This is a genomic window from Plantibacter sp. T3 (assembly GCF_902506515.1).
Lineage (GTDB): Bacteria > Actinomycetota > Actinomycetes > Actinomycetales > Microbacteriaceae > Plantibacter > Plantibacter auratus.
This window is the reverse complement of record NZ_LR733286.1, coordinates 3133724-3148521: the sequence shown is the minus strand read 5'-3', so window position 1 is coordinate 3148521 and position 14798 is coordinate 3133724. Positions and strand designations below refer to the sequence as shown.

The window sequence follows — 14798 nt, the reverse complement described above, 5'->3', positions numbered from 1 at the left end:
ACGGGCCGTCATCCTCCGGGATGGCGGCCCGTTCGTGTTCGATCAGGAACGCTGCAGCTGGAGAACATCCCGTCTGCGACTCGACCTCGGCCTGCTCATCTGGCAAGGTCGAGAGTCGGCTTCGAGCGAGGCCACGAGGTACCGCACCACGGCAAGGAGCACCATGAGCATCTGGCGGACGAAGAGCATCGAGGACTCCCTCGCGGATTCCAGCGTCGAAGGGCGCAGTCTGAAGCGCACCCTCGGCACCTGGGACCTCATGATCATGGGTGTCGCGGTCGCGGTCGGCGCCGGCATCTTCTCCGTCGGAGCCAAAGCCGCGGGCAACTACGCGGGTCCGTCCGTGTCGCTCGCGTTCATCCTCGCGGCCGTCACCTGTGCCCTCGCCATCATGTGCTACGCGGAGTTCGCCTCCACGGTGCCCGTCGCCGGCTCCGCCTACACCTTCACCTACGCCACCCTCGGTGAGCTCCTCGCGTGGATCATCGGATGGGACCTCATCCTGGAGATGCTCACGGCGGCCGCCGTCATCGCCAAGTACTGGGGCATCTACCTCAGCAACGTCTTCCTGCTCTGGGGCTGGGACGTGCCGAGCGAGCTCGACGTCTTCGGGCTCAAGGTCAGCTGGGGCGCGTTCGTCATCGTCGCGATCTTCACCACCCTGCTCGTCCTCGGGACGAAGCTGTCCTCGCGTGTCGCGAGCGTCTTCACGATCATCAAGGTCGCGATCGTCATCTTCGTCATCGTCGTCGGCGCCTTCTTCGTCAAGGCCGCGAACTACACGCCGTTCATCCCCGACGAGGTCCCGACGAAGGGCGGGGCGTCCGACGCCTGGTCGCAGTCGCTGTTCTCCTTCATGACGGGGGCCGCGCCCGCGCAGTACGGCGTCTTCGGTCTGCTCGCCGGTGCCTCACTCGTCTTCTTCGCCTTCATCGGGTTCGACGTCGTCGCCACGAGCGCGGAAGAGGTCAAGAACCCGCAGCGCAACCTGCCGCGCGGCATCTTCGGCGGCCTCGCCATCGTGACCGTCCTCTACGTCGGCGTGAGCCTCGTCCTCACCGGCATGGTGCCGTACACGACCCTCGCCGAGGCTGAGGACCCCTCGCTCGCGACGGCGTTCATCGCGGTCGGCGCGGACTGGGCGGCTCAGGTGATCTCGATCGGCATCCTCGCCGGCCTGACGACCGTCATCATGGTGCTCCTGCTCGGCCTCGCCCGCGTGGTCTTCGCCATGAGCCGCGACGGCCTGCTCCCGCGCTCGCTCAGCGTCACCTCCGAGAAGCGCAAGACACCCGTGCGGGTGCAGCTCATCGTCGGCGCGCTCGTCGCGCTGATCGCCGGCCTGACCGACGTCGGCATCCTCGAGGAGATGATCAACATCGGGACGCTCTCCGCGTTCGTGCTCGTCAGCATCGCCGTGATCGTACTGCGGAAGAAGTATCCAAAGCTGCCGCGCGCATTCCGTGTCCCGTGGTCGCCGTTCCTCCCGATCCTCTCAGCGGTGCTCTGCGTCTGGCTCATGCTCAACCTGACGACGCTCACCTGGGTGCGGTTCCTCGTCTGGCTGGCGCTCGGCTTCATCATCTACTTCGCCTACAGCCGCCGGCACTCCATCGTCGGCAAAAAGGCGCGGGGCGAGCTCGTCGAGTGAGGCCAGTGGTCGTCGCCGTCGTGCGGCCAGGGCTGCGCTGATCCGGTCGACGGCCACGCCCAGGCCGACGGCGACGACGATCGAGACCGCGGTCGCGAGTACCGGCTGATCCGGGAGGAACCGGCCGACGACGGCTCCGACGCCCACGTTCCACAGTGCCCAGGCGAGCCCTGCGAGGACGGTGATCGGAAGGTACCGACGGGGGCGGAGCCCACTCGCCCCGGCGACGAGGTTGACCGCGATGCGCGCGAACGGGATGTAGCGCGCGGTGAGGATGGCTGCAGCGGCACGGCGCTCGAGGGCGACGCCCGCACGTCCGATCGCGCCCGCGACCCGCGGACGCCGCATCCAGGCGAACCGTGTGGTCCCGATCCGTCGTCCGAGGAGGTAGCAGGACACGTCGCCGGTCACGGCGCCCGCCCAGGCCACGCCGATGAGGAGGGCGAGGCCCGGCGAGCCGCTCGACGCCGAGATCGCTCCGAGCGCCGTCACCGCGGTCTCGCTCGGAAGGACGACCAGGAAGGCGTCGGCGACCGTCAGCAGGTACAGCGCCGGGAACACCCAGCCGGACGCGGCGATCTCGAGCAACCACGCCGTGATCGCCGTCTGCAGCTCATCGACCCATGCCATGCCCGTGATTCTCGCTCGGCCGGGTGAACGGCGCGTGACGTCCCCTGCGGCCGGGGTGGTCCTCGCCTGGGAAGCGTGTGAGCATGGAGGTCGGCGGAAGCCGGCGGAGGAGGCATCATGGCGAGGTTCGTGCGGTTCGACCGGTTCGGTGGCCCCGAGGTGTTCCACCTCGTCGAGGGCGACATCCCGGTGCCCGGCCACGACGAGGTCCGCGTCCGTGTCCTCGTCGCAGGCCTCAACCCCGTCGACCACAAGCTCGCGGCATCACCCGAAGCGCTCGCCTCCTTCGGCCGGGACGTCCCGAGCGGGAACGGCAACGACTTCGCCGGGGTGGTGGACGGCGTGGGGAGCGGTGTCCAGGGATTCGCGACGGGCGACCACGTGTACGGCGGACACCGGTTCCACGCGCAGGCGGACTTCCTCATCGCTCCGGCCGGCATCCTCCATCATGTGCCGGACGGGCTCACCATCGAGCAGGCCGGCGCCCTCGACATCGCGGGACGCGCGGCGATCGCATCGGTCGCCGCCGTCGGCGTCCAGCAGCCGGACACGGTGCTCGTGAGTGCTGCGGCCGGCGGGGTCGGCGTGCTCGCGGCGCAGCTCGCCAGGCGGACGGGCGCGGTCGTGCTCGGCACCGCCGGCGAGGCCAATCAGGAGTTCCTCCGCGGTCTCGGCATCATCCCCGTCCAGTACGGCGACGGGCTGCGCGAGCGTGTCCTCGAGGCGGCCCCTGGCGGGATCACCGCCGTCATCGACACCCACGGCCGGCCCACCCTCGAGCTGGCGCGCGACCTCGGCGTCGCGCCGGAGCGGGTCAACACGATCGCGGACCGGCCCTTCGCCGCCGAGCACGGATTCCGCGGCGTCGGTGGACAGGACGCGACGCTCGACGAGCTGGCAGCGCTCGGCGAGTCGATCGCGCGGGGTGAGATCGTCCTCCCCATCGACAGCGTGTGGCCCATCGAGCGGGTCGTCGACGCCTACCGCCACCTCATCGACGGTCACGTCCGCGGGAAGGTCGTCCTCGTCACCTCGTGACGTCGCGGCGGGACCCGGTCGGGTCGCTCCGAGGGGGCTCCGGGTCGAAGGCCCGCTTGCGACTGAAGATGAACGCCGCGCGGGGTTCGATGAGCGGTCTCGTGATGCGGCGCACGGGTCCGCTGGAGAGTACGACGACGATCAGGACCGACAGCACCAGCAGGCCGATGAGGACGAGCTCGGGGCTGCCCGTGTCGGTGAGGACGCCCGACTCGCGCAGGGGGTAGAGCACGAAGGAGTGCAGCAGGTAGACGTACATCGTCGACTGTCCGTACCGGGTGATCCACGACTGGCCGCGGGGGACGAGCACGAAGAACGCCGCGGTGAGGACGACGGCCAGCAGGATCGCCGCGAGTCGCACCAGGCCGCCCGTCCCGTCCTCGTTGCCGAGCGCGGTGTACCCCCGGTCGTAGAAGAACCAGTAGCGCAGGTCGATGCGCCGCCACAGGTCGATCCCGACGACGAGGACGACCGCCCAAGCGATGAGGACGGCGGTGGCGGCGATCCGGATCCACCAGGCCCTCGTACGGACGAGACGCCAGCGGTCCACGAGCCGCCACCGGTTGATCTGCCACCCGAGCACGAAGAACGGGAGGATCCCGAGTGCGCGCGAGAGCGAGAACGTGCTGTCGACGTTGTCGAGGTAGCCGACGCCGATCGAGATCACCACGCTCCAAAGCAGTGGCCAGCGCAGGAGCGCGAGATAGGGCAGGACGAGGCGGAAGATGCCGAGCGCGAGGAGGAACCAGAGCGTCCACGACGGTTGGGTCGGGTTGAACGCGCGTTTGCCCTCGACGAGGAACTGCACGAGGGACCAGATCCCCTCCATGATCAGGTAGGGCAGGAGGATGTCTGTGATCACCCGACGCATCTGTCGTCGTCCGGGAGGGGCCGACTTCGAGAAGTACCCGCTGATGATCGCGAACGCCGGCATGTGGAAGGCGTAGAGGAACAGGTACACGACGAGCGCGGTGTCGGACTCGGAGGTCAGGCGTTGGATCGCGTGGCCCATGACCACGAGCGTGATGCACGCGAAACGGGCGTTGTCCCAGAACGGGACCCGCTGCTTCGGGCGAGCGGCTGCCGGCGCGGGATGCGTCAACGTCACCTCCTGGGGTTCGCACCAGCGTAGCCCGGGGCGGCCCGCGCGATGACGGGGCCCGGGCGCCGGGCTCAGGATGGCGTAGCGTTGGATGGTTGCACGAGAGCGGAGGACCGGATGGCTGAACGCGGTCTGAAGACCTCGCTGATCAGCTTCGCGCCGTCGCCGAAACGTTGGCCAGCCGCGCTGACCGCGGCCATCGCGATGGCCGTGCCGGTCGCGGTCGCGACGTTCTTCGGACTCACGCCGCTCGGCCTGCTCACCGGCCTCGGGGCGTTCACCGCGCTCTACTGCGCGCCGCTCAGCCGCCGGGACCGTCTGCGGGTGCTGCCGCTCATCGGAGCAGGACTCGTCACGGCCGCGGCGCTGGGTGTCGCGATGTCGGGTTCTCGGCCGCTGACCGCGATCGGCCTCATCGTCGTCGGGTCGGTGGTGATCTGGCTGGTGCAGGGCATCGTCCTCGGCCCTCCGGGCGCGCTGTTCTTCATCCTCGTGTTCGGCATCGCCGGCCACCTGACCGCGCCCGTCCCGATCGGCGGCGCCGGGCTCGACGGCAGACTGGTGATCCTGCTCGTGGCGGCCGGTTCCGCCTTCGCCTCGCTGGTGGTCGTCGCGCCGTTGCTCGTGCCGGCCGTCCGCCGCGGCGCGGGGAAGCCGACGCCGATGCGGGTGCTGTTCCCCGAGTACCGGCTGAGCGCGACCGACCGCCGGATCGCGGCACGCCTCACGGTCGCGCTCGCGATCAGTGCGGTCCTCGGAGCGGTCCTCGGCCTCGGTCACGGGTACTGGATCGCCGGGTCCGCCGTCGCGATCCTCAGCGTGGGGCACTCGCGCACCCTGAGCGCGACACGCGGCGTGCACCGCGTGCTCGGGACGGTCGTCGGCGCCGGGATCTTCCTCGCCGTGGCCTCGCTCCAGCCGCACGGCTACGTCCTCGCGCTCGTGCTGGCCGCCCTGCAGTTCACGATCGAGCTCGTCGTCATCCGGCACTACGCGTTGGCGCTCGTCTTCATCACGCCGCTCGTGCTCATCATCAGCACGTCCTCGTCGACGCAACCGGTGCTCGCGATCGTGGGGGAGCGCGTGCTCGACACCCTCCTCGGAGCGGCCGTCGCGATGCTCCTCCTGCTCGTGTCGTGGGGACGCGACCGTCGGCGCGCGGCGTCTCCGGACGCTCCTGGCACCCCGCCCATCACCTGAGGATCCGTGTCGTTCCGGGGATCGCCGAACCCCCCTCTGCTAGGCTGACCGACGGCGGACCGTGATGGTCCGCTCCGCGCACAGCCAGCCGACAGGAAGCTGGTCCTCGGTGGTGTATCCCTCGCGATCCGCGGGTGGTGTTCTACTGGTGGCCAGCCAAGTCCCGGAAGACCGGGCGGCTTGAGCAAGTACTGCGGCTGTGTTGCGCGCTGCATCATGCACGACCGCGCTCGACGGCGCGTCCATTCGGGACGCGCGGCCCGTCACTCGACGGGAGCGCACACGTACGAAGGAGAGACCTGTGGAAGGTCCAGAAATCAAGTTCGCCGAGGCCGTTCTCGACAACGGCAAGTTCGGCAAGCGCACGGTCCGGTTCGAAGCCGGCCGCCTCGCGCAGCAGGCACAGGGCGCGATCGCCGCGTACCTCGACGAGGAGACCATGCTCCTCTCGGCCACCTCGGCCGGAAAGCACCCCAAGGACAACTTCGACTTCTTCCCCCTCACGGTGGACGTCGAGGAGCGCTCCTACGCCGCCGGCAAGATCCCCGGTTCGTTCTTCCGTCGTGAGGGCCGCCCCTCGACCGAGGCGATCCTCGTCTGCCGCCTCATCGACCGGCCGCTGCGCCCGTCGTTCGTCACCGGCCTCCGCAACGAGGTCCAGATCGTCATCACCGTCCTCTCGATCGCTCCGGGTGAGTTCTACGACGCCCTCGCGATCAACGCGGCGTCGATGTCCACCCAGATCTCGGGTCTGCCGTTCTCCGGTCCGATCGGCGCCGTCCGTCTCGCGCTGATCCCCGGCCAGGCCGGCGAGGCCGACCAGTGGGTCGCCTTCCCGAAGGTCGACCAGCTCGAGGAGGCCGTCTTCGACATCATCGTCGCCGGTCGCATCGTGACCGACGCCAACGGCAACGAAGACGTCGCGATCATGATGGTCGAGGCGGAAGCCACCGAGAACAGCTGGAACCTCATCAAGGGCGGCGCCACGAAGCCCGACGAGGCGGTCGTGGCTGCCGGTCTCGAGGCCTCCAAGCCGTTCCTCAAGCAGCTCGTCAAGGCACAGAGCGAACTCGCCGCTCAGGCGGCCAAGGAGATTGCGGCCTACCCCGTGTTCCTCCCGTACACGCAGGAGAGCTACGACGCCGTCGCCGGTCTCGCACACGACGAACTGGTGAACGTCTACCAGATCGCCGACAAGATCGAGCGCCAGAACGCCGACGACGCCCTCAAGGACCGCGTCAAGGCGGAGATCACCGAGCGCGTCGAGGCCGGTTCGCTCGACGCCGAGGTACTCACCCAGTTCTCGGCGGCCTACAAGTCCGTCTCGAAGGTCGTCATGCGCGGCCGTGTCCTCCGCGAGGGCATCCGCATCGACGGCCGTGGCCTGACCGACATCCGTCCGCTCGACGCCGAGGTGCAGGTCATCCCGCGCGTCCACGGTTCCGCGATCTTCCAGCGCGGCGAGACCCAGATCCTGGGTGTCACCACGCTGAACATGCTCAAGATGGAGCAGCAGATCGACTCGCTGTCGCCCGTCACGAAGAAGCGCTACCTGCACCACTACAACTTCCCGCCCTACTCGACCGGTGAGACCGGCCGGGTCGGTTCGCCGAAGCGTCGCGAGATCGGGCACGGCTTCCTCGCCGAGCGCGCCCTCGTGCCGGTGCTGCCGAGCCGCGAGGAGTTCCCCTACGCGATTCGCCAGGTCTCCGAGGCCCTCGGGTCCAACGGTTCGACCTCGATGGGTTCCGTCTGCGCCTCGACCCTGTCGCTGCTGAACGCCGGTGTGCCGCTCCGCGCACCCGTCGCCGGTATCGCCATGGGCCTCATCTCCGACGTCGTCGACGGTGAGACCCGCTACGCGGCGCTCACCGACATCCTCGGCGCCGAAGACGCCCTGGGCGACATGGACTTCAAGGTCGCCGGTACCTCCGAGTTCGTCACGGCCATCCAGCTCGACACGAAGCTCGACGGCATCCCGACCTCGGTCCTGACCGGTGCGCTCCAGCAGGCCAAGGACGCCCGCACGACGATCCTCTCCGTGCTGAACGCGGCGATCGACGCTCCCGACGAGATGGCGCCGACCGCGCCTCGCGTCATCAGCGTCCAGATCCCCGTCGACAAGATCGGCGAGCTGATCGGCCCGAAGGGCAAGACGATCAACTCGATCCAGGACGAGACCGGCGCCGACATCTCCATCGAGGAGGACGGCACCGTCTACATCGGCGCCGTCGACGGTCCGTCGGCCGAGGCCGCTCGTGCCCAGGTCAACGCGATCGCGAACCCCACCAACCCGGAGGTCGGCGAGCAGTTCCTCGGAACCGTCGTCAAGATCGCCGCGTTCGGCGCGTTCGTCTCGCTGCTCCCGGGCAAGGACGGCCTGCTGCACATCTCCGAGGTCCGCAAGCTCGCCGGTGGCAAGCGTGTGGAGAACGTCGAAGACGTGCTCGGCGTCGGCCAGAAGATCCTCGTCGAGATCACGAAGATCGACGACCGCGGCAAGCTCTCGCTCGCTCCGGTCGTCGCCGATGAGGCCGACACGCACGGCAGCGACGCTGCCAGCGAGGGCCCTGAGGCCCCGGCCGAAGGCTAGGTCTCACCAGCTGTATCCGAACGCCCGTCCCGCTTCCGCGGGGCGGGCGTTCGCCGTTGTGCGGAGTGTCGACGGTTGAGCGCCAGGGTGATCCGGCGTAGCCTCGGACCACCTCGCGATGACGCGAGGGCACGGCATCGCTCACGAGGCACCGCCGTGAGGTCACCGAACTCAAGGCGGCGTGCATCGTGTCGATGGAGACTCACACCCAATTCCCGCAGGATTCCGACGAGCGGGGCGGTGATGCACGCGAACCGGTCCCGGTCGACCACGGGTGCGTCCAGCTCCTCGATCCGGACGGCGTCCGTCAGGAGGACGCCCTCTACGACCTCTTCGTCGCCGACCTCGGTCACGCGGAGCTGCTCGCGCTCTACGAGGACATGGTCGTCACGCGCCGCATCGACACGGAGGCGACCGCTCTGCAACGGCAGGGCGAGATCGGTCTGTGGCCACCGTCGCTCGGGCAGGAGGCCGCCCAGGTGGGGTCGGCGCGGGTCCTGCGGCGCGGGGACTTCGTCTTCACGAGCTACCGCGAACAGGCCGTCGCCTACTGCCGGGGCGTCGAACTCGACCAACTGATGGCGATGTGGCGGGGGACCGCGCTGTCGGGCTGGGACCCGTTCGCGGTCGGCATGGCGACGCCGGCGGTCATCATCGGGGCCCAGACGCTCCATGCGACGGGCTACGCGATGGGCTGTCAGCGCGACGGGTCCGACGCGGTGGCCGTGGCCTACTTCGGCGACGGGGCGACGAGCCAGGGCGACGTGAACGAGGCGCTGGTGCTGGCCGCGAGCTTCCAGGCACCCGTGGTCTTCTTCTGCCAGAACAACCAGTACGCGATCTCCGAGCCCGTCGGGCTGCAGGCCCAGCGCCCCATCGCGGACCGGGCACCGGGCTTCGGGGTGCCGAGCATGCGGGTCGACGGCAACGACGTGCTCGCCGTGACGGCGGCGATGCGGATCGCCGTCGACCGCGCACGTTCCGGTGGTGGGCCGACCTTCATCGAGGCCGTCACCTACCGCATGGGGCCGCACACCACCTCGGACGATCCGACGCGGTACCGGGACGAGAGCGAGGTCGCGTCATGGCGTGCGAAGGATCCGATCACCCGTCTCGAGCGTCTGCTGGAGTCCGAAGGGGTCCTCGACGAGACGGCCCGAGCCCACGTCGCGTCCGTCGCCGACGCCGCGGCCGCCCGGGTCCGTGCGGGCTGCCTCGCCTTGCCTGCCCCTCACCCGCTCTCGCTCTTCGACGAGGTCTACGCCACCGCCCACCCCGGGCTCGAACGGCAACGCGAGGAGTACCGCTCCTACCTCGCGATGTTCGACGGTGGTGCCCGATGACCACGCTCACCCTCAGCAAGGCGATCAACACCGGACTGCACCACGCCCTCGCCGATGACGACCGGGTCCTGTTGCTCGGCGAGGACATCGGCCGACTCGGCGGGGTGTTCCGGGTGACCGACGGCCTCCAGGCTGAGTTCGGCGCCGATCGCGTCGTCGACATGCCGCTGGCGGAGTCCGCGATCATCGGAGCGGCGATCGGTCTGGCGTTCCGAGGCTTCCGCCCGGTGTGCGAGATCCAGTTCGACGGGTTCATCTATCCGGGCTTCGACCAGATCGTCGCGCAGTTGGCGAAGCTGCACTACCGGACGAAGGGCGCCGTGCGCATGCCGGTCACCATCCGCGTGCCGTACGGCGGAGGCATCGGCGCCGTCGAGCACCATTCCGAGTCCCCGGAGGCGTACTTCGCGCACACGGCGGGACTGCGCGTGGTGACGTGCTCGGACCCCCAGGACGCGCACACCATGATCCGTCAGGCGATCGCGTGCGACGACCCGGTGCTGTTCTTCGAACCGAAGCGGCGGTACTGGACGAAAGGTGAGGTCCTCGACGACCTCCCCGCCGATCCGCTCGCGTTCACCCGTGCGCGGACCGTTCGCGCCGGCACGGACGCGACGTTGGTCGCCTACGGTCCGCTCGTCCATACGGCGCTCGAGGCTGCGGAGGCCGCGGCCGACGAGGGTGTCGACCTGGAGGTGATCGACCTCCGATCCCTCGCACCCCTGGACGTCGACGCGGTCGCCGCCTCGGTCGAGAAGACCGGGCGACTCGTCATCACGCACGAGGCGCAACGCTCGGGAGGGGTCGGAGCCGAACTGGCGGCCTCGATCACCGAACGCTGCTTCGACCTCCTCGAAGAGGCCCCGGTGCGGGTGACGGGGTTCGACACGCCCTATCCCGCGTCGGCGCTCGAGGACCACTTCCTCCCGGACCTCGACCGGATCCTGGACGGGGTGGATCGCGCACTGGGGCGTCGGTCCTCCGCCTCTGCCGTCGACAGGGCCGATGCCGGTTCGACGACCGGTGGGGAGGGACGGCGATGAAGCGGTTCTCCCTACCCGATCTCGGTGAAGGTCTGACCGAGAGCGAACTCGTGTCCTGGCGCGTCGCCGTCGGCGACCACGTCGAGCTCAACCAGGTGATCGCCGAGGTCGAGACCGCGAAGGCGCTCGTCGAACTGCCCGCGCCGACCGCCGGCGTGGTCACGAGGCTCCACGTCGAACCGGGGACCACGGTCCTCGTCGGCGAGGCGCTCGTCGACTTCGCGCCCGATGGCGAGACCGCTCCGTCCCCGTCGGTCCCCGAGGCCGACACGGTGGAGGTCGACCGCCCGAGTGGAGCGGTGGACCGCGAGCCGGTCCTCGTCGGCTACGGCCCTCGCACGGCGAGCGGGGAACGGCCACGGCGTCGTGCCCGGTCCGTCGGCGATGACGCACCCGCCCCCGCGCAGACCGCTCCGATCGCGGAGCGTGCACGGCCCCGCGCGACACCGCCGGTCCGGCGACTCGCGCGCGATCTGGGCGTCGACCTCGGAACGCTCGTCGGCACCGGCATCGGTGGCCGGATCGCGCGTGAGGAGGTCGAGCGCGCTGCGACCGGCCTGAGCGGGCAGCTGCCGGAGCGTGCTCGCGGAGCGGGAGCGGCACCGGCCGTGACCCGAGAGGCGCCGGCCACGGCGGCCGACGGGTCGGTCCGTCGGCCGATCACGGGGGTCAGGCGCCGGACCGCCGAGGCGATGGTGAGCAGCGCGTTCACGGCTCCCCACGTCACGGAGTTCCTGACGGTCGATGTGACGCCGACGATGTCGCTGCTGGACGCGCTCGCCCGCTCGCCTCGGACCGGGGACCACCGGGTCAACATCCTGACCGTCCTCGCCAAAGCGGTGTGCATCGCCGTGAGACGCACTCCCGCGGTCAACGCGAGTTGGGACGAGGGTGCCGGGGAGATCGTCGAGTACGGACACGTCGGACTCGGGATCGCGGCAGCGACGCCGCGGGGACTCCTCGTCCCGAACATCGCTCGGGCCGAGGAGCTCAGCCTGTTCGAACTCGCGGACGCCCTGGCGGACCTCGTGCGCACGGCCCGCGAGGGACGCACCGCTCCGGCGGAACTGCGAGGGGGGACGATCACGATCTCCAACGTCGGCGTCTTCGGCGTCGATGCGGGGACGCCCATCCTGAACCCCGGTGAGGCGGCGATCATCGCGCTCGGTGCCGTCCGTCGCCAGCCGTGGGAGTTCGAGGGGCAGGTCGCGCTGCGACACGTCGTGACGCTGTCGCTGTCGTTCGACCATCGGCTCATCGACGGAGCGCAGGGGTCCCGTTTCCTCGTCGACCTCGGGACGATGCTCTCCGATCCGGCGATGGTCCTGACGATGGTGTGATCGTCGAGTCCAGGCCCTCGCGCTCGCCGGCCCTGGCGGCCGTTCGGGCCTGGACGCGACGGCCGCGACGTGGCATCGTGCATCGTGTACGCATCGGGAATCAGCGAAGGAGCGGCTCATGGTCACCTACACGGATGTCTTCAGCGGGTTCTCGGTCGACGACATCGACGCGGCGAGGGCGTTCTACCGGGACGTCCTCGGTCTCACGGTCACCGACAACGCCATGGGATTCCTGGACGTGGCGCTGCCCGCCGGCGGGTCGGTGCTCGTCTACGGGAAGCCTGACCACACACCAGCCTCGTTCACCGTGCTGAACCTCGTGGTCGACGACATCGACACGGCGGTCGACGAGCTGCAGGCCCGCGGTGTGGTGACGAAGCTCTACCCCGACGACGTCCTGCCGACGGATGCGAAGGGGATCATGCGCGGGAACGGCCCGGACATCGCCTGGTTCACCGATCCAGCGGGGAACGTCCTGTCCGTGCTCGTCGACTGAACCTGTCCCGCGTCCTCACGCGGCGAGCAGGGCGGCCAGTGCCATCCGCTCGAGCGTCGAGCGCACCGCCTCGCGGTCGGGTGTCCCGGCCTCGTTCCTGCCGAGGGAGGTGCTGTGGGACGTGGAGTTGATCAGTCCGAATCCGGCGAGCGCGCGGACCCGCAGTTCCGCCGCGGGGATCGTGGGATGCAGGGTCGTGAGGACGTCCACCCACCGCTCGACGTAGCGCCGCTGGAGGGTGCGGACCGCGCGGCGGTCGTCCGGTGCCAGGCTGTCGAGGTCGTGGTCCTGGATGCGGATCACGTCGGGGTCGTCGAGGGCGAAGGCCACGTGGAAGGTGACCAGTGAACGCAGTGCCCGATCGCTGTCGGGAGCCTGCTCGACCTCGCGGGTCCCGCCGTCCAGCAGATCCTGACTGACGCCGACGAGGAGTGCCGCGAGGACGGCCTGTTTGCTCGGGAAGTGGCGGTAGACGGCGGGTCCGCTCATGCCGACGGCCGTTCCGAGGTCCTCCATCGACACCCCGGCGAAGCCGCGCTCGGCGAACAGTCCGGCTGCTGACCGCAGGAGAGCCGAGCGACGTGCCGCTTTCGCCTCCGAGCGCCCGAGGTGCGGCGGGTTCGGGGACGGTGTGTCACGACCGGTCATCGGATCTCCTCGGGGTGGACTTTTTCAGTTAATGAACTGTAACCTCACTTTCAGTGAGTGGTGAGTAACTGAATGCACTCACGGTCGACGACGACAGGAGCCCGAGTGCCCACCCTCACGAGCGGTGCCGATCCCACCTCAGCCCGATTCCGCGAGCAGGAGGCGGCGCAGCGGGAGCTCGTGACGGTGCTCGAGCAGACGATGGCGACCGCGGCCCTGGGCGGACCGGAGGCGTCGCGGGCGCGGCATGTCGCCCGGGGGAAGCTGCTGCCGCGCGATCGGGTCGACCGTCTGCTCGACGAGGGGAGCCCCTTTCTCGAGATCGCGCCCTTGGCCGCGCACGGCATGTACGACGACGCGACTCCCGGCGCCGGGGTCATCGCTGGGATCGGCCTCGTCCACGGACGACACGTGCTCGTCGTGTCGAACGACGCGACCGCGAAGGGTGGCTCGTACTTCCCGATGACGGTGAAGAAGCACCTCCGGGCCCAGGAGATCGCGGCCGCGAACCGGCTGCCCTGCCTGTACCTCGTCGACTCCGGGGGAGCGAACCTCCCGACGCAGGCCGAGGTCTTCCCGGATCGGGACCACTTCGGCCGGATCTTCTTCAACCAGGCCAGGATGTCGGCGGCCGGCATCCCGCAACTCGCCGCCGTACTCGGGTCCTGCACCGCCGGAGGCGCGTACGTCCCCGCCATGAGCGACGAGAACGTGATCGTCCGCGGTCAGGGCACGATCTTCCTAGGCGGTCCACCGCTCGTGAAGGCCGCGATCGGCGAGGTCGTGACGCCGGAGCAACTCGGCGGCGGCGACCTCCACGCCCGGGTGTCGGGGGTCACGGACCACCTCGCCGACGACGACGCGCACGCGCTCGACATCCTCCGGGATGCGGTCGCGACGCTGCCGGCGACCCACCCGCGCGCGTGGGAGGTGCGTCCCAGTGTGCCGCCGGTCGTCCCGGAGGCAGAGCTGTACGGCGTCGTGCCGGCGGAGCTGCAGACGGCCTACGACGTCCGTGAGGTGATCGCGCGGCTCGTCGACGGCAGCGACTTCTCGGAGTTCAAGCGTGAGTACGGCGACACCCTCGTGACCGGGTTCGCGAGGCTGCACGGGCACCCCGTCGGCATCATCGCGAACAACGGCGTCCTCTTCAGCGAGTCGGCCCTGAAGGGCGCCCATTTCATCGAGCTCGCCGACCAGCGCGGCATCCCGTTGCTGTTCCTCCAGAACATCTCGGGCTTTATGGTCGGCAGTGACGCCGAGGCCGGAGGCATCGCCAAGCACGGCGCGAAGATGGTCACCGCGGTCGCGACCACCCGGGTGCCGAAGCTGACGGTCGTGATCGGTGGTTCGTTCGGCGCCGGCAACTACTCCATGTGCGGCCGGGCCTACGACCCCCGGTTCCTCTGGATGTGGCCGGGCGCGCGCATCTCCGTCATGGGGGGACAGCAGGCGGCGAGCGTCCTCGCGACCGTCAAGCGCGATCAACTCGAGGCCCGCGGTGAGGCGTGGACCGCCCAGGCGGAGGAGGACTTCCGGGCGCCGATCCTCGCCGACTTCGAGGAGCAGGGCAACCCGTACTACTCGACCGCGCGGCTCTGGGACGACGGCATCATCGACCCCGCCCAGACCCGCACGGTCCTCGGACTCGCGCTCGAGGTGTGCTCCCGCGCGCCCCTGCCAGAACCCGGCTTCGGCCTCTTCAGGATGTGAC

11 protein-coding genes and 1 pseudogene are annotated in these 14798 nt (G+C 69.7%); 9 read left to right on the top strand and 3 right to left on the bottom strand.

The features are described 5' to 3' along the window. The first annotated feature begins 163 nt into the window (after window positions 1-163). Complete coding sequence (locus GV015_RS14965; protein WP_071262327.1) at window positions 164-1651, top strand: amino acid permease; 1488 nt, start codon at window positions 164-166, stop codon at window positions 1649-1651. 144 nt (window positions 1652-1795) lie between these two features. Here the strand turns inward: GV015_RS14965 and GV015_RS14960 are convergent. Next, window positions 1796-2281: pseudogene (locus GV015_RS14960) on the bottom strand (DedA family protein); the annotation flags it as partial. 117 nt (window positions 2282-2398) lie between these two features. On the opposite strand from GV015_RS14960, the gene GV015_RS14955 reads away from it, so the two are divergent. Then, entirely contained in the window at window positions 2399-3319 is a 921-nt protein-coding gene (locus GV015_RS14955) for an NADP-dependent oxidoreductase (protein WP_159879101.1), read from the top strand. Here GV015_RS14955 and GV015_RS14950 read toward each other — a convergent pair. Beyond that, window positions 3309-4421, bottom strand: coding sequence for an acyltransferase family protein (locus GV015_RS14950; RefSeq protein WP_236555484.1), 1113 nt, complete (start codon window positions 4419-4421; stop codon window positions 3309-3311). The genes GV015_RS14955 and GV015_RS14950 overlap by 11 nt on opposite strands. Window positions 4422-4538: 117 nt before the next feature. Between GV015_RS14950 and GV015_RS14945 the strand changes: the two genes are divergently transcribed. The 6 genes from GV015_RS14945 (at window position 4539) to GV015_RS14920 (ending at window position 12436) form a co-directional block, all read left to right on the top strand. Beyond that, entirely contained in the window at window positions 4539-5621 is a 1083-nt protein-coding gene (locus GV015_RS14945) for an FUSC family protein (RefSeq protein WP_159879099.1), read from the top strand. 301 nt (window positions 5622-5922) lie between these two features. Further along, window positions 5923-8214, top strand: a complete 2292-nt coding sequence (locus GV015_RS14940; protein WP_079707114.1) for a polyribonucleotide nucleotidyltransferase — start codon at window positions 5923-5925, stop codon at window positions 8212-8214. Window positions 8215-8408: 194 nt separating this feature from the next. Next, complete coding sequence (gene pdhA / locus GV015_RS14935) at window positions 8409-9557, top strand: pyruvate dehydrogenase (acetyl-transferring) E1 component subunit alpha (RefSeq protein WP_159879097.1); 1149 nt, start codon at window positions 8409-8411, stop codon at window positions 9555-9557. Next, window positions 9554-10600 carry an alpha-ketoacid dehydrogenase subunit beta gene (locus GV015_RS14930; RefSeq protein WP_159879095.1) on the top strand — a complete coding sequence of 349 codons (1047 nt, stop codon included), beginning with the start codon at window positions 9554-9556 and terminating at the stop codon, window positions 10598-10600. The genes pdhA and GV015_RS14930 overlap by 4 nt, the downstream gene beginning before the upstream one ends. Further along, window positions 10597-11940: a dihydrolipoamide acetyltransferase family protein gene (locus GV015_RS14925; protein WP_159879093.1), complete on the top strand. Its 1344-nt coding sequence runs from the start codon at window positions 10597-10599 to the stop codon at window positions 11938-11940. The genes GV015_RS14930 and GV015_RS14925 overlap by 4 nt, the downstream gene beginning before the upstream one ends. A gap of 118 nt (window positions 11941-12058) precedes the next feature. Next, window positions 12059-12436 (top strand): VOC family protein, encoded by a 378-nt coding sequence (locus GV015_RS14920; RefSeq protein ID WP_086473891.1) that lies wholly within the window; start codon window positions 12059-12061, stop codon window positions 12434-12436. A gap of 15 nt (window positions 12437-12451) precedes the next feature. Here the strand turns inward: GV015_RS14920 and GV015_RS14915 are convergent, their stop codons facing one another. Continuing rightward, window positions 12452-13084, bottom strand: coding sequence for a TetR/AcrR family transcriptional regulator (locus GV015_RS14915; protein ID WP_124769531.1), 633 nt, complete (start codon window positions 13082-13084; stop codon window positions 12452-12454). Between the two features lie 105 nt (window positions 13085-13189). Between GV015_RS14915 and GV015_RS14910 the strand changes: the two genes are divergently transcribed. Beyond that, window positions 13190-14797, top strand: a complete 1608-nt coding sequence (locus GV015_RS14910) for a carboxyl transferase domain-containing protein (RefSeq protein ID WP_236555482.1) — start codon at window positions 13190-13192, stop codon at window positions 14795-14797. The last annotated feature ends 1 nt before the right edge of the window (window position 14798 follow it).